Origin of the sequence: Primorskyibacter flagellatus (assembly GCF_900176485.1) — a bacterium.
In the GTDB taxonomy this organism is placed as follows: Bacteria; Pseudomonadota; Alphaproteobacteria; order Rhodobacterales; family Rhodobacteraceae; genus Primorskyibacter; species Primorskyibacter flagellatus.
Genome location: NZ_FWYD01000004.1, coordinates 109,716 through 124,418 on the forward strand (window position 1 = coordinate 109,716; position 14,703 = coordinate 124,418).

Consider the following 14,703-nt stretch of genomic DNA (forward strand, 5'->3'; position numbering starts at 1 on the left):
GTCTTGGTAATGATAAATGCAGGCGAACCGATGCTGACAAACGCTGACCTTGTTGAACTGACGCGCTTCCGCCGAGACCTTCACAGACGCCCGGAATTATCCGGGCAAGAGGTCGAAACGGCCCGTTCCATCGTCGCAGCGCTTCAATCGCTCTCCCCGGACCGAATTCTGCAAAATCTGGGCGGGCACGGGGTCGCTGCGGTCTTCGGCGGTGCCGTTGACGGCCCGACCGTCCTGTTCCGGGCAGAACTGGACGGCCTGCCGATACAAGAGCAGTCGGACAAGGCCTGGGTGTCCCAGATCCCCGGCCAAGGCCACCTGTGCGGGCATGACGGGCATACGACCATGCTGCTGGCGCTGGGGCGGCTGATCGCACGCAAACCGGTCGCGTCAGGACGGGTCGTGCTGATGTTTCAACCCGCCGAAGAGGACGGTCGCGGGGCCCGCGCGGTGGTGACAGACCCGACCTTCGCTGACATCGCTCCGGATTGGGCTTTCGCAATCCATAACGAGCCCGGCCGCGAATTTGGCCATGTTGCAACGCGGGCCGGCCTGATCAACTGCGCCTCTAGCGGTCTTGCGATAAAGCTGAAGGGAAAGACCGCCCACGCGGCCAACCCCGAGGACGGCATGTCACCGGCACGCGCCGTCGCTGAACTGATCCCTGCCTTAAGCGCCCTCGGCGCCGGAGGCGCGCTGAACGATGCATTCAGACTGGCCACCGTCACACATGTCCGCGTCGGCGAGCCGACCTTTGGCGTCGCCCCGGGTGACGCGGTGATCCATGTGACCCTGCGCAGCGCGAGTGATGATGCACTGGAAAGCATCGCAGGAAAGGCACGCATCGTTGCCGAGAAAATCGCCGAACGTGATGGGCTGACTATTTCGTTCGAGATCTGCGACGACTTTGCCGCCTCGATCAACGACCCCGATGCAACCGCTGTCGCAGTCGCCGCAATGACCGCAATCGACGTGGCAAATGGCGAGGACGGTTTGCCGATGCGCGCCTCAGAGGATTTCGGCGTGTTCGGCTGGAATGCAAAGGCTGCAATGCTCTGTCTTGGCACAGGGAAAGACTGCGCGGCCTTGCACAACCCCGATTATGACTTTGACGACAACCTTATTCCGATCGGCGCTGCGATATTCGAACGGATCGCGCGCGACCTTCTCGGGATAGCGTGACAACCGGGTGATCAACGCGGGCACGTTCTGGAACGTGGTCCGAAACGAACGAATACGGAAAGATTGGATCTACCTGCCGGATTGTCCCTGCACCCGCAGAGGCACGATCCGGCAGAAGAAATGGCCTGGACGCGATCACTGAATAGCTTCGACCGAGTTGCCCGGCTCAACCGGCTGCTTTCTTTTCCAGCCTGCGGGCGTGCAGAACCGGCTCGGTATAGCCGGAAGGCTGCACGCGTCCCTTGAACACCAGATCACAGGCGGCCTGATAGGCGACACCGTCAAAACCCGGCGCCATTGGGGCATAGGAAGGATCCTCTGCGTTTTGCCGGTCCACCACGGCGGCCATCTTTTCCATTGCCGTGGTCACTTGCTCTGCGCTGATCACATCGTGGTGCAACCAGTTGGCGATGTGCTGGGCGGAAATCCGGCACGTGGCGCGGTCCTCCATCAAGGCAACGTCATGGATGTCGGGCACCTTGGAGCATCCGATCCCCTGATCGATCCAGCGCACAACATAGCCAAGGATGCCTTGGGCGTTGTTTTCGACCTCTTGCAGGATCTGTGCCTCGGACCACATCCGGTAGCTGGCCAGCGGTATATCGAGGATCGTTTCGACATAGGCGCGCCGCCCGCCTGCCTTCAGCTTGTCCTGCACGGCGAAGACATCGACCTTGTGGTAATGCAACGCGTGAAGCGTGGCCGCCGTTGGCGACGGCACCCAGGCACAGTTGGCACCGGATTTCGGGTGTTCGATCTTGGCTTCCAGCATCGCGGCCATGGCGTCGGGCATCGCCCACATGCCCTTGCCGATTTGCGCCTTGCCCTGAAGCCCGCATTCCAGCCCGATATCCACGTTCTGGTTCTCGTACCCGCCGATCCATGCCTTGCGCTTGATAAAATCCTTGCGGCTGAACGGCCCGGCCTCCATCGAGGTGTGGATCTCGTCACCGGTCCGGTCAAGAAACCCGGTATTGATGAAGGCGACACGATGGCGTGCCGCGCGAATGCATTCCTTGAGGTTGACCGTGGTGCGGCGCTCTTCGTCCATGATGCCGATCTTCACGGTATTCGCGGGCAGGCCCAGCACCTTTTCAACATGATCGAAAGTCTCGCTGGCAAAGGCGACTTCCTCTGGTCCATGCATCTTGGGTTTGACCACATACACAGACCCGCTCAGCGAATTGCCACCGTCGCGGTTCAGGTCGTGCATAGCGATCAGCACCGTGATCATCGCGTCCATCAGACCTTCGAAAACCTCGTTTCCATCCTTGTCGAGAATGGCCGGGTTGGTCATCAGATGCCCGACATTGCGGATCCAAAGCAAAGCGCGGCCCTTCACGACCAGCTCGCTGCCATCCGGCGCGGTGTAGCTTTGATCCTTGTTCAGCCTGCGCGACAGGGTCTTGCCACCCTTGGTGAAGCTGGCCTCCAGATCGCCCTTCATCAGGCCAAGCCAGTTGGCATAGGCTTGTGCTTTATCCTCGGCATCGACGCAGGCCACGGAATCTTCGCAATCCATGATCGCGGTCACGGCGGATTCCATCACGACATCCGCCAAGCCTGCCTGATCACGCGCACCGATGAAATGTGTGCGGTCGAAGACCAGTTCCACATGCAAGCCGTTATTGCGCAGCAGCAGCGCCTCCGGTGCTTTGGGGTGGCCGCGATAGCCGACGAATTTTTCCGGTTGCGCCAGCGGCATATCATCCACCAGAAGCGCGCCATCACTGATGTGATAGCGCCGCGCATCTGCATGTGAGCCACCTTCGATCGGGAAAGCATTATCCAGAAACACCCGCGCCCTTGCGACAACCCGCGCACCGCGCCCCCGGTCATAGGGGCCTTTGGGCGCGGCATGTCCCATCGCATCGGTGCCGTAGAACGCATCGTACAGCGAACCCCAACGCGCATTCGCCGCATTCAGGGCAAACCGCGCATTTGTGATCGGGACGACAAGTTGGGGACCGGGCACAGACGCAATCTCTGGGTCGACATTTGCGGTGTCGATTTCAAAATCGCCGCCTTCCGGGAGAAGATAACCGATCTCTTCCAGAAACGCCTTGTAGGTCGGCAGGTCAAGCGTCTGCCCGCGTTGCGCTATATGCCAAGCATCAATCTTGGCCTGTAATTGGTCACGTCTGTCCAGAAGTGCGCGGTTTTCAGGGCCTTTCTCATGCAGCAGATCCGACAGCCCCGCCCAGAAATCATCGGCGGCAATGCCCGTTCCTGGCAGCGCGCGGTCCTCAATGAAATTGTACAGAACTTCGTCGATTTGCAGACCATTGCGGTCGATGCGATGTGTCATGGAAAACCTCTTGGCCTACGCGAGGCACGCGCCCCGGCAATTGTGCAAAAACGAGTAGGACAAAAATTTCCGTTAGGCAACATGGAGGTATCCATCCGATGCGCGGTCGCACCGTAGATCGTAGCCCTGAGCCCGGAAGTCCGCAAACTGCCTTGGGGCATCAGATCCGTTCTGAGAGGCCTGAGGCCACAAGATGACGGGTCAAGCCCGTCATGGGTCCGTCTTGTCGATCATTCGGATTGGACAGCCTCCCCGGTCCGCCCGTCAATCTGGGTCTCTGCGCCTTCCGGATCGTCAGCGGCGGCAAACACCCAGATAACGAACGCGATGAACAGCACCAACGCTGCGCCTACCGCGAATTTCATCCCGCCCAAAGCGGGGCGATGGTTTTTTTCCTGGGTCTCGACATTCGTTTTGGGGGCTGACATCGTATGCTCCTGTATTTGGCGTCAACATTTCGCGGCTTTGCGCGCGCTACTTGGTCAACAGCGTGGTGGTGCAAAAGTTCGGCGAAAATTCAGTTCTCACGGAGATGTGTGCATGAGAGACTCCCCCCCTCAGACGATTTATCTGAAGGACTACACCCCGCCCGCTTGGTTGGTGGAGGATGTGCATCTCACCTTTCGGCTTGCCGCCAAAACCACGCGCGTGATCAGCCGCATACGTTTTGCGCCCAATCCGGACAGGGTGGATCAGACGTTCTTTCTGCATGGCGAGGATCTGGTGCTGATCTCCAGCCATATCGACGGCGTGGCGGTCACGCCCACGATCACGGAAGAGGGGCTGAGTTGCGACGTCCCAGACGGCCCTTTCACCTGGGAGGCCGAGGTCGAGATCAGCCCGGCGACGAATACCGCGCTTGAGGGGCTGTACATGTCCAGCGGCATGTATTGCACGCAATGCGAGGCCGAAGGCTTTCGCAAGATCACCTATTATCCCGATCGGCCGGACGTGATGGCGCCATTCACCGTCAGGATCGAATCTGACCTGCCGGTAATGCTGTCAAACGGCAACCCGGTGGCTGAAGGTGAGGGCTGGGCCGAATGGCATGACCCTTGGAAAAAGCCCAGCTATCTGTTTGCACTTGTCGCGGGCGATCTGGTCAACCATCCAGATCGCTTTACCACCATGTCGGGCCGGGACGTGGAACTGAACATTTGGGTCCGGCCCGGCGATCTGCACAAATGCGCCTTCGGGATGGAAGCGCTGAAGAAGTCGATGAAATGGGACGAGGATGTTTACGGGCGCGAATACGATCTCGACATCTTCAACATCGTCGCGGTTGATGACTTCAACATGGGCGCGATGGAGAACAAGGGGCTGAACATCTTCAACTCCTCTGCCGTGCTGGCCAGTCCAGAGACCTCGACCGACGCCAACTTTGAGCGGATAGAGGCGATCATCGCGCATGAGTATTTCCACAACTGGACCGGCAACCGGATCACCTGTCGCGACTGGTTCCAACTATGCCTGAAGGAAGGGCTGACGGTTTACCGCGACAGCCAATTCACGTCCGACATGCGATCCGCCCCCGTCAAGCGGATCAGCGACGTGATCGACCTGCGCGCGCGGCAATTCCCAGAGGATCAGGGACCGCTGTCGCATCCGGTCCGGCCCGAGCGTTTTCAGGAGATCAACAATTTCTACACTGCCACTGTCTACGAGAAGGGTGCCGAAGTGATCGGCATGCTCAAACGGCTGGTCGGGGATGAGGCCTATGCGAAGGCGCTCGACCTCTATTTCGAGCGGCATGATGGCGACGCGGCCACGATCGAAGACTGGTTGCGGGTGTTCGAGGATGCAACAGGCCGCGATCTGACGCAATTCAAGCGCTGGTATTCCCAGTCTGGCACACCACGCCTGAAAGTTACGGAGGACTGGGCCGCCGCAGACGACGCGTCCCGGCCCCCGAGCCGGGACCTTGCGGACAACCCCGAGGCCCCGGATCAAGTCCGGGGCGGGGGCACTCCAAGCGGCACTTACACGCTGACATTCGAACAGCACACCCCGGAGGGATCTGGTCAGACCGAGAAGGAACCACAGGTGCTGCCCATCGCTGTTGGCCTTCTGGGCCCGAATGGCGACGAGGTCTTGGCGACAACGCTGCTGGAGATGACGCAAGCCAAACAAAGCTTCGAGTTCACCGGGCTGTCGGCGCGGCCAATCCCCTCGATCCTGCGCGAATTTTCTGCGCCGGTTGTGCTGGAACGCGAAACCAGCGCCGACAAGCGCGCCTTTCTGCTGGCGCATGACACCGACCCGTTCAACCGCTGGGAAGCCGGCAGACAGCTTGCTCGCGACGGATTGATCGCGATGATCCGCAACGGCTCCCCTGCCGACGACCGCTGGCTGGAAGGCATGAGCCGCGTCGTCCGGGACGATACGGCGGACCCGGCTTTCCGGGCACTTATGCTCTCGCTTCCAGCAGAATCCGAGCTGGCACAAGCCCTGCATGAACAGGGCACCACCCCGGACCCGGATGCCATCTGGCAGGCGCGCGAGACGGTCGCGCAGCAACTGGCGGAGACGTTGCAGGATGCCCTGCCCCGCTTGCAGGCAGAGATGACGGTCGAGGGGGCATATTCGCCCGATGCCGGCCCCGCCGGCCGTCGCGCGCTTGCCGGCAAGCTTCTGGGGTTGACGACACGGCTGGACGGAGGTGCGCAGGCCGCGCGGCAATACACGCATGCCGACAACATGACCTTGCAACTAACGGCACTGGCTTGCCTGATCCGATCCGGCAGAGGCGAGGATGCGTTGGCCGCGTTTTACAACCGGTGGAAAGACGACCGGCTGGTGATCGACAAGTGGTTCATGCTGCAAATCGCAGAGGCGGATCCGGCCCGCGCAGCGGATGTCGCCAAGACGCTGACCGAACATCCCGACTTTGACCTCAAGAACCCCAACCGGTTCCGCGCGACGATGGGCGCTCTGGCGATGAACCATGCCGGGTTCCACCGCGCCGACGGGGACGGATACGCCTTGCTTGCGGATTGGCTGATCCGACTTGACGCGCTGAATCCGCAAACCACGGCGCGGATGTGCTCGGTGTTTCAGGCCTGGCGCCGGTACGATGCAGATCGGCAGGCGCTCATGCGGCAAAACCTCGAACGTATCGCGGCCAAATCCGATCTCAGCCGGGACACCGCCGAAATGGTAGGACGCATCCTGGGATGAACACGTTCAGGACCATCGGTGCCCGCACGGGCATCGGTGGGCTTCGTACCCAAGTGGAACACAACGGGGGCACCCGAAAGGTTGCCGCACCGGTCCGGCGGTCGCTGTCTGAAAATTCCGCCCTTGTTACATAGACGATCGCAAGAAAGGGTGCTGGACGTTAATCACCTCAATAGCGGGTACGGCCTCGCAACGCGCGTGCCCTTAAAAGGCCGTTTCCCGCTGATAAAATCGTTCAGTTCGCTCCAGAACTTGAAAAAACGCAGCGCAGGGCCAATCTTACCCAATTGACGCCGCAGAACCGTGAACAGGTCAACATGTATGACCGGATAGATCCCCTTATCGAGGAACGTGCACCTTGGCTTTTCTCCGGGCGGCTTGGCACGCGTCCGGCCCGTGCCGCGCTGAACACCTTGCTGACATACAAGCGCACCGTTTCGCTGGCGGAGAGTTTCCGCCACACACCGAGCGCCCGGATCATGCAACAGATGGCACAGATGCTGGCGCGCGATGTGGTCGTCGCCGGACTGGACAATATTCCCCGGCAAGGCGCAGCCATGGTCGTGGCAAATCACCCGACCGGAATTGCCGATGGCATCATCCTGCACGCTGCACTGGCCCGGATTCGCCCCGATGCGTATTATTTCGCCAATCACGACATCCTGCGGGTGCTGCCGCAGATGCAGGACATGATCGCCCCAGTGGAATGGCGACCGGAAAAGCGCAGCCACGGCAAGACCCGCGAAACAATGGCCTATACGCGTCAAGCTGTGGCAGAGGATCGGCTGGGCGTGATCTTTCCATCAGGCAGGCTGGCAAAACGGTCCGGTCTGCGCCTGCACGAACGGCCGTGGATGCCATCGGCGGCTATGATCGCGCGCAAATTCGATCTGCCGGTGATCCCGGTCAATATTCAGGCGCGCAACTCGGCGATGTTCTATCTGTTTGACCTGATCCACCCGACATTACGCGACATTACTCTGTTCCACGAAACGCTGAACAAGCATCGCCAACCGTATCGTATCACCATCGGCGAGCCTATTTCTGCCGCCGCCCTTCCGGCCCGGTCGGACGAAGGGATAAAGCTTCTTCGTCGCGCAACTCTGGCGCTTGGCGGCGCGCATGCCCCGACGGTGTCGCTGGTGGATAGCTCGCGCAGGCCGTTCTGGATGAGACGGCGTGTAACGCCTAACTGAGCAATCCAACGGTCAGTTCGACGCAAGATCAACCGGCCGGGCAACCGGACGCACATATGGCACCGATTTGCAGTAGCTCTGCCTGCGCAACCAAGTCGCCATATCACGGCGCTTCGCGGCACTGTGGAAGGGCCCCCAATCGGCGGCGACACCGCGCATTCCGCGCGAAATCACCCCGTCCCGGCGGACCGTCCGGGTCATGATCCGCAATCCGCAGGACAGGTTCGCCGCACCATTCATCAGCGCCGCTCCGGTCCGGGCCTTGCAGCCATAGCCCCGCGCGGTTGCCGGCAGAATTTGCAACAATCCATACCAGCGCCCGCCGCCGCCCACAGCTTCGGGCCGGTAGGTGCTTTCATGTTTGGCCAGCGCCGACAGGAACCCCACCCAGAATGCCCGCCGATCGGCCAGACTTGCACTGGCGTAGCCCGGACACCAATCGACCACATCTTGCGGCACAGTGCGGGCCAGCGGCTCGGCATGCGCGGACAGTGCCGACAGGGCCGCGCGCGACCATGTCGGCCCCTTGTTCACATCTTGCCAGCGCGTTGCAGGAAGACGGTCGATACGGCGCTGGGGGCGCAATGACCGTGTCGGCGCAAGCACCGATGCCGTTACAATATTCCCCTGAACCGTCGCGGACCGCAGCAGCGCGACACCCACAGGTTTATCAGGCAACACCGTATCGGCCGCGTGCAGCGGTCCGGCCAATACTCCCAACATGATGAGGCACCTGAGCATCGTGACAGAATGCCCAAACGCCACCCGACGCGCAAGCATCCGACCACGGCTTGTACCCGAAGGCGCGCCTTTGACCCGCAGATGCGCAACCACCGGCCCATGCAGGTCGCGTCCCGGCCTTTGCGCCGGGACCTCTGCCCGGTCCATCAGGCCTGCCCGGCACCTGTTGCACCACCAAAGGACCGCAACCAATCGGATTTCGCCTCTCGACGCGTCTGCACTGCCTCTTGCTCCTGTCCCGGCTCTGACTTAGAACCCGCATCGACCCTTCTGGAAGGATATAGACCATGCTGGATCTGAGCTACGAGGCACCCAAGCCCAAGGTGATCGCCGGGGCGAAACACGACTGGGAACTGGTGATCGGACTCGAAGTCCACGCCCAGGTTGCCAGCAAGGCAAAGCTCTTTTCCGGTGCCTCGACCAAATTCGGCGCCGAACCCAATTCCAACGTCGCCTTCGTGGATGCCGCGATGCCCGGCATGCTGCCCGTCATCAACGAATTCTGCGTCGAACAGGCGGTGCGCACCGGGCTGGGCCTCAAGGCACAGATCAACCTGAAATCGGCGTTCGACCGCAAGAACTATTTCTACCCCGACCTGCCGCAGGGCTACCAGATCAGCCAGCTTTACCACCCCATCGTCGGCGAAGGCGAAGTGCTGGTCGATATGGAACCCGGCATCGCGCGACTGGTGCGGATCGAACGCATCCATATCGAACAGGATGCCGGCAAGTCGATCCACGACATGGATCCGAACATGTCCTTCGTGGACCTCAACCGCACCGGCGTTGCGCTGATGGAAATCGTCAGCCGCCCCGACATTCGCGGCCCCGAAGAGGCCGCCGCCTATGTGACCAAGCTGCGCCAGATCCTGCGCTATCTGGGCACTTGCGATGGCAACATGCAAAACGGCAACCTGCGCGCGGATGTCAACGTGTCGGTCTGCCTGCCGGGCCAATATGAGAAATATCAGGACACGCAGGATTTCAGCCATCTCGGCACCCGGTGCGAGATCAAGAACATGAACTCCATGCGGTTCATTCAGGCGGCGATCGATTATGAGGCCAAGCGTCAGATCGCCATTCTGGAAGCGGGCGGGGAAATTGACCAAGAAACCCGGCTGTATGATCCCGACAAGGGCGAAACCCGGTCGATGCGGTCGAAAGAAGAAGCGCATGACTATCGCTACTTCCCCGATCCCGACCTGCTGCCGCTGGAAATCGAGCAGGGCTGGGTGGATGATATTGCCGCGTCTTTGCCCGAACTGCCCGATGCCAAGAAAGCGCGTTTCGTGAAGGATTTCGGCCTGTCCGAATATGACGCGTCGGTTCTGACGGCCGACACTGCCAATGCCAGCTATTTCGAGCAAGTCGCCAGCGATACTGACGGCAAGCTTGCCGCCAACTGGGTGATCAACGAGCTGTTCGGACGTCTCAAGAAGGAAGACCATTCCATCGAGGAAAGCCCGGTCTCGCCCGCGCAACTGGCAGGCATCCTCAAGCTGATCCAGAAGGGCGACATTTCCGGCAAGATCGCCAAGGAGCTGTTCGAGATCGTCTACACCGATGGTGGCGACCCGGCCCAGATCGTCGAAGATCGCGGCATGAAGCAGGTCACTGATACCGGTGCCATCGAGGCTGCGGTGGACGAGATCATCGCCGCCAACCCCGCGCAGGTCGAAAAGGCCAAGGCCAATCCAAAACTTGCGGGCTGGTTCGTCGGGCAGGTGATGAAGGCGACGGGCGGCAAGGCCAACCCCAAGGCCGTGAACGAGATCGTGGCAACAAAGCTCGGCCAATAGGCCGGGCGCACCCAATTCCGGCGCTGTAGAAAAGAAGCGGCAGCCCAGACCAGCCGAGCCTTATGCGTGCGGACGCGCTTTCCAAGCGGCTATGCGCCGCTGAAAATCGTCAATACCTGTATGATCCCCCCTGTTTTGTGCGTCTGCGGCCACAATATCGAAGGGTTACGCCGATGAGTGCCGTCCGGCTTGGCGGATCGGATCCGTATTGCTAGTTTTTGGCAACGTTATCGCGGAGCCAACATGACTGCATTTGAGTACAAGGTTGTTCCCGCCCCATTCGAGGAGGCACAGGCAGACGGCTCTGACAGTGCCGAGCAACGCTATGCCCGCGCCCTTGCACAGGTGATGAATGCTCTTGGTGCCGAAGGGTGGGAATATCAGCGCGCCGAAGTCCTGCCCGTGGATCCGACGTTGGATGTGGCATCAACCTCGCAGGTCTTTTGCAACGTCCTGATTTTCCGCCGCCGTCTGAAAGACGTGCGCAGGACAACACGGGATGTCTCCCCCCGCGCGCCGCTTTTGTTAAAGCGCCAGTTGGTGACTGATGACACATCGCAGCCGAATGTAATGCTGCTTTCACAACCAGAAGGACCGGCAGATGCGACATCTATCGAACCGGCGGGCGGTCATGCGCCTGACGCGCCTTTGGCGACGCAGCCAAAGACGCATACTGCGGCGGGAACGGATGAAGCAGCGCAGGCACAACGCAAAGCGTCGCCACCAACGCCGATAGACCGGCCCGATGGCAAACCGACGCTGGTGACGGGAACCGCTACGCCCGACCAAGGCCGCGCGCAGATGAACACCCCGATACCGGGTGACGCCAAATCAGACATCCTGTCGTTAAAGAGATTTGCAGTGCCCGCTCTGGACCTGTCAGTCTGGGCCGCCCCGGCACCCGCTGCCCCGCGCCAAACCGAAACCCCGTCGACAGTCGCGTCAAGAGCGCTATCGCCAGACGCATCACGCATCGGCACCGCGCCCAAGACAGATCCCGGCCCGGCCCTGCGCAGCCGGGCTGCACAAATCAGGGCGCGCGATTCCGGTTTTGCGAAGGAATAATCGTTCGGCTCCTGTCCAGCTGGACCGCTGTTTTCTGTCACAGATATTTGCAAGCCGCGCGAACAGGTCGCCTGAACGTCAGCGTAAAACCACCTAAAGGCGATTCCCGCAAATGCAGCCAAAAGCCGCCTAACTGTTCAGATCAAGCGACAAGGCATGGATCTGCGACATCAGTGTCGCCCCCAACGCCTCATGCACCGCGCGATGCCGGGCAATGCGGGACAGCCCGTCAAACGCCTCGCTGCGCACCCGCACCGAGAAGTGACTTTCGCCGCCCTCCTGATAACCCGCATGTCCGCGATGCTTCTCACTGTCATCAACGACGTCCAGCTCTCGCGGGGCAAAAGCCTTTTGCAGCCGTTGGCGAATTTCTTCTGTTCTGGTCATTTTTTCCTGCCTGCCCCCTACACTCTGTCGGTGGATAGTCTAGAGTTGGTCGTCCGAGTCGAAAAGGTGTTCCTATGAGCAAACCAGATCCCTTCGGGTTCGATATGTCTGTATCAACCGCGAAGAAAAAGAACCCACGCGGACGGCGCGGCATGTCCGGTGCGTCCGAAACCTCTACCCGTCTGTGCGAGCACGAAGGCTGCGAACTGCCCGGAAAATTCCGTGCGCCCAAAGCGCCTGATGTCTTGGATGAATACAAATGGTTCTGCAAGGACCATGTACGCGAATACAACCTGAAGTGGAACTTCTTCCAGGGCCAAACCGAAGCCGAGTTGAACGCTCAGGCGACCAAGGACAAGGTTTGGGAACGCGAGACCAAGGATTTCCGCGACCCCGAGGCACGCGCCTGGGCACGGCTGGGCATCGAGGATCCGCATCAGGTGCTGGGCAACAACGCGACGCGCAATCCCGGCAAGCAAGGGGTCGGCACCCGCCGTCTGCCGCCAACCGAACGACGCGCGATCGAGATCCTCGACGCGCGTGACAACTGGTCAAAGGCCGACGTCCGCAAATCCTACAAGGCGCTTATCAAAGTGCTGCATCCTGACATGAACGGCGGCGACCGCAGTCAGGAGGACCAGCTTCAGGAAGTGGTCTGGGCTTGGGATCAGATCAAGGAAAGCCGCAATTTCAAATAGGCGTGATCCCGCCACCGCCGAACGCACGGTTAACGATACGTTAACAGTCAGAAGGGTAGCGTTGCCGCAGTGGTAAAAATGCAGGTGTGGCCATGAAGATCCTGGTTGTGGAGGATGATCGCGTTCTTTGCGATGTGTTCGCCACATCGCTTCGTGATGCCGGTCACGAGGTCCACAAAGCCTTCGATATCAATAGCGCGATCGACCGTCTGCGCGGGCGTGGTTATGGCCTGGTGATTCTGGACTACTACCTGCCCGATGGTATTTCCCTGCCGGTTGCAGAATACACTTGCGTGGCATGTCCCGATGCGCGGATCATCCTGCTGACGGGGTCCGGCGTGTTTCCCAATGGCGAAGCCAGCATCCTGGCACCCTGCGTGGACTGGATGTTGCGCAAGCCCGTGCCTCTTGAAGATTTACACGCCCTTGTCGACTACGCCGCCCTCAACGCGGAGTTGCGGCCCTCGTGACAAGAAAACGCCAAATCGACATGATGTCGGCGTTTGTACTTTGCGCCCTTGTTGCCGGGTTGACGTGGTTTTTGCTGGACAAGCAGCGCGAGCTGCGATTTCGGGAGCTGGCCCAGATTGAAACCGACTTTCGGCTTCGCGCGCTTGCTCGGGACGTCAAGGTTCGCGTCAATGCGATCCGCCACATTGCAGCATTGTGGCGCAAGTCCGATGCCGGTTCAGACGAGTTCACAGCAGAGACCCAAGACTATATCGACCAGTTCCCCGGCATCAGATCCGTGCGCTTTATCGACGAAACCCTTGTTGTCAAGTTTGTGACACCAGCGGATCAGCCTCCCGATACCGGAGTTCCTCTGACAGCGCTGGGTGCAAGACAACTGCGCGCATCCGAATTGGCGCGCGACAGCGGCGAAATCACCCTTTCCGGCGCGGTCGATCTGTATGACGGTTCCGGGCGGGGCTTTGTCGCTTATATCCCGATCCACCGAGGCGAAGATTTCCGGGGGCTTGTTTCCGTCGCCTTCAACGCCGAGGAATGGCAGCGCGAATTGCTGTTGCTGGACGACAATCCGCATTTCGGAAACGACTTTTCCATTCGTATCGAATTCGATGGCAGCTTGCTGTATGCGGACGCCGATTTTGCCAAGATGAGTTCGCTTCAGGTCGTATCGGAAACGGATCAGCTTTGGGGGCACGCGCTGCGCATGCAAAGCCATCCGACACCCAGCTTCGTGAAAGCAAACCGTGACATCATGCCAGAGATTGCGGCCTTGCTTTTGGGGATATTGTTGTTCGCGGGATATGTGCAGTTCACCCTGTTGCACCGGGGCAATCAAGCTGAAGCCCGCGCCGACGCCGGCAATGCTAGACTGCGGCAAGTCAATGAGGCGCTGGCGCTGGAAGTCGACGATCGCCGCAGGGCGGAGGCCGCCGCTCGCCAATCCCAGGCGGCGACGTCACGTTTCCTGACCACGATGAGCCACGAAATTCGCACGCCATTGAACGCGATCATGGGCATGTTTCAGCTGATTGAGGCGGCGGATATTCCCGAACGGCACCGCAAACAAGCCGCGGCAGGCTATGCCTCTTCGCAACGGTTGTTTCGCGGGCTTACGAATGTGCTGGAGGTGTCCCGTCTGGATGCCGGTGCGTTGACCATCGTCGAAGACCATGTCGAGCTGGAACCCTTGATAGCCAACTGGCACGCGACACTCGAAGGGAGCGTGATCCGAAGCGGCAAACCCTTGGATATGCATCTGGAACTGGGTGATGCGCTTCCGCAAACAGTCCATATAGACGCCGGGCGCGTGACGCAGATCGTGACCAATCTGGTGGATAACGCGGTCAGGTTCACCGCCACCGGCAGCATCACCCTGGCAGTGCATATGACAGGACGTTCCGGGAACAGCCTGGAAATCGAGGTGCGTGACACTGGCGAAGGCATCCCGGAAGAGCGTCGCCACACGGTGTTTCAGCGTTTTTATCAACTTGACAATGGGTTAGCACGCCAGCATCAGGGGTCAGGACTGGGCCTTTCAATTTGTCGGGATATCGCTCGATTGATGGGGGCAAATCTGACGCATTCGGACCGCAAACCGCTTGACGTAGGGTCTGGCTCGACATTCACGCTTAGGTTGCATAACGTCCATCCTCGTCGCGACGTCTTGTCAAAATAACGTC

At 60.2% G+C, this 14,703-nt stretch carries 12 protein-coding genes; 8 read left to right on the plus strand and 4 right to left on the minus strand.

Going from position 1 to position 14,703, the window contains the following annotated elements; all coding sequences use genetic code 11:
• Positions 1-30 precede the first annotated feature (30 nt).
• Positions 31-1,182: an amidohydrolase gene (locus B8991_RS08525; protein ID WP_084352722.1), complete on the plus strand. Its 1,152-nt coding sequence runs from the start codon at positions 31-33 to the stop codon at positions 1,180-1,182.
• Positions 1,183-1,348: 166 nt separating this feature from the next.
• On the opposite strand, the gene B8991_RS08530 is transcribed toward B8991_RS08525, so the two are convergent.
• Both B8991_RS08530 and B8991_RS08535 read right to left on the minus strand, forming a co-directional pair.
• Positions 1,349-3,490: a malate synthase G gene (locus B8991_RS08530; protein WP_084352458.1), complete on the minus strand. Its 2,142-nt coding sequence runs from the start codon at positions 3,488-3,490 to the stop codon at positions 1,349-1,351.
• A gap of 230 nt (positions 3,491-3,720) precedes the next feature.
• Complete coding sequence (locus tag B8991_RS08535; protein WP_084352460.1) at positions 3,721-3,918, minus strand: hypothetical protein; 198 nt, start codon at positions 3,916-3,918, stop codon at positions 3,721-3,723.
• A 112-nt stretch (positions 3,919-4,030) separates the two neighbouring features.
• On the opposite strand from B8991_RS08535, the gene pepN reads away from it, so the two are divergent.
• The gene (gene pepN, locus B8991_RS08540; RefSeq protein ID WP_084352462.1) at positions 4,031-6,667 is read left to right on the plus strand and encodes an aminopeptidase N; all 2,637 of its coding nucleotides are present in this window, start codon (positions 4,031-4,033) and stop codon (positions 6,665-6,667) included.
• A gap of 317 nt (positions 6,668-6,984) precedes the next feature.
• Positions 6,985-7,863: a lysophospholipid acyltransferase family protein gene (locus tag B8991_RS08545; protein WP_084352723.1), complete on the plus strand. Its 879-nt coding sequence runs from the start codon at positions 6,985-6,987 to the stop codon at positions 7,861-7,863.
• A gap of 12 nt (positions 7,864-7,875) precedes the next feature.
• Here B8991_RS08545 and B8991_RS08550 read toward each other — a convergent pair whose 3' ends face one another.
• Positions 7,876-8,586: a transglycosylase SLT domain-containing protein gene (locus B8991_RS08550; RefSeq protein WP_084352724.1), complete on the minus strand. Its 711-nt coding sequence runs from the start codon at positions 8,584-8,586 to the stop codon at positions 7,876-7,878.
• A 305-nt stretch (positions 8,587-8,891) separates the two neighbouring features.
• On the opposite strand from B8991_RS08550, the gene gatB reads away from it, so the two are divergent.
• On the plus strand, positions 8,892-10,403 hold the full coding sequence (gatB, locus tag B8991_RS08555) for an Asp-tRNA(Asn)/Glu-tRNA(Gln) amidotransferase subunit GatB (RefSeq protein WP_084352464.1): 1,512 nt from the start codon (positions 8,892-8,894) through the stop codon (positions 10,401-10,403).
• Between the two features lie 243 nt (positions 10,404-10,646).
• Positions 10,647-11,468: a DUF4177 domain-containing protein gene (locus tag B8991_RS08560; protein ID WP_084352466.1), complete on the plus strand. Its 822-nt coding sequence runs from the start codon at positions 10,647-10,649 to the stop codon at positions 11,466-11,468.
• A gap of 129 nt (positions 11,469-11,597) precedes the next feature.
• On the opposite strand, the gene B8991_RS08565 is transcribed toward B8991_RS08560, so the two are convergent.
• On the minus strand, positions 11,598-11,855 hold the full coding sequence (locus tag B8991_RS08565) for a BolA family protein (protein ID WP_084352468.1): 258 nt from the start codon (positions 11,853-11,855) through the stop codon (positions 11,598-11,600).
• Between the two features lie 74 nt (positions 11,856-11,929).
• Here B8991_RS08565 and B8991_RS08570 point away from each other — a divergent pair, with 74 nt between their 5' ends.
• The 3 genes from B8991_RS08570 to B8991_RS08580 all read left to right on the plus strand — a co-directional run bounded on the left by B8991_RS08570 (position 11,930) and on the right by B8991_RS08580 (position 14,699).
• Positions 11,930-12,553 (plus strand): J domain-containing protein, encoded by a 624-nt coding sequence (locus tag B8991_RS08570; protein WP_084352470.1) that lies wholly within the window; start codon positions 11,930-11,932, stop codon positions 12,551-12,553.
• Between the two features lie 92 nt (positions 12,554-12,645).
• Complete coding sequence (locus B8991_RS08575; protein WP_084352472.1) at positions 12,646-13,023, plus strand: response regulator; 378 nt, start codon at positions 12,646-12,648, stop codon at positions 13,021-13,023.
• Positions 13,024-13,046: 23 nt separating this feature from the next.
• Positions 13,047-14,699, plus strand: a complete 1,653-nt coding sequence (locus tag B8991_RS08580; protein ID WP_179141449.1) for a sensor histidine kinase — start codon at positions 13,047-13,049, stop codon at positions 14,697-14,699.
• Positions 14,700-14,703 lie beyond the last annotated feature (4 nt).

Coding starts and splice junctions, on each gene's coding strand:
- B8991_RS08575 (WP_084352472.1), top strand. CDS start 12,646: ATGAAGATCCTGGTTGTGGAGGATGATCGCGTTCTTTGCGATGTGTTC.
- B8991_RS08580 (WP_179141449.1), top strand. CDS start 13,047: ATGTCGGCGTTTGTACTTTGCGCCCTTGTTGCCGGGTTGACGTGGTTT.
- B8991_RS08545 (WP_084352723.1), top strand. CDS start 6,985: ATGTATGACCGGATAGATCCCCTTATCGAGGAACGTGCACCTTGGCTT.
- B8991_RS08560 (WP_084352466.1), top strand. CDS start 10,647: ATGACTGCATTTGAGTACAAGGTTGTTCCCGCCCCATTCGAGGAGGCA.
- gatB (WP_084352464.1), top strand. CDS start 8,892: ATGCTGGATCTGAGCTACGAGGCACCCAAGCCCAAGGTGATCGCCGGG.
- B8991_RS08525 (WP_084352722.1), top strand. CDS start 31: ATGCTGACAAACGCTGACCTTGTTGAACTGACGCGCTTCCGCCGAGAC.
- B8991_RS08535 (WP_084352460.1), bottom strand. CDS start 3,918: ATGTCAGCCCCCAAAACGAATGTCGAGACCCAGGAAAAAAACCATCGC.
- B8991_RS08565 (WP_084352468.1), bottom strand. CDS start 11,855: ATGACCAGAACAGAAGAAATTCGCCAACGGCTGCAAAAGGCTTTTGCC.
- B8991_RS08570 (WP_084352470.1), top strand. CDS start 11,930: ATGAGCAAACCAGATCCCTTCGGGTTCGATATGTCTGTATCAACCGCG.
- B8991_RS08550 (WP_084352724.1), bottom strand. CDS start 8,586: ATGTTGGGAGTATTGGCCGGACCGCTGCACGCGGCCGATACGGTGTTG.
- pepN (WP_084352462.1), top strand. CDS start 4,031: ATGAGAGACTCCCCCCCTCAGACGATTTATCTGAAGGACTACACCCCG.
- B8991_RS08530 (WP_084352458.1), bottom strand. CDS start 3,490: ATGACACATCGCATCGACCGCAATGGTCTGCAAATCGACGAAGTTCTG.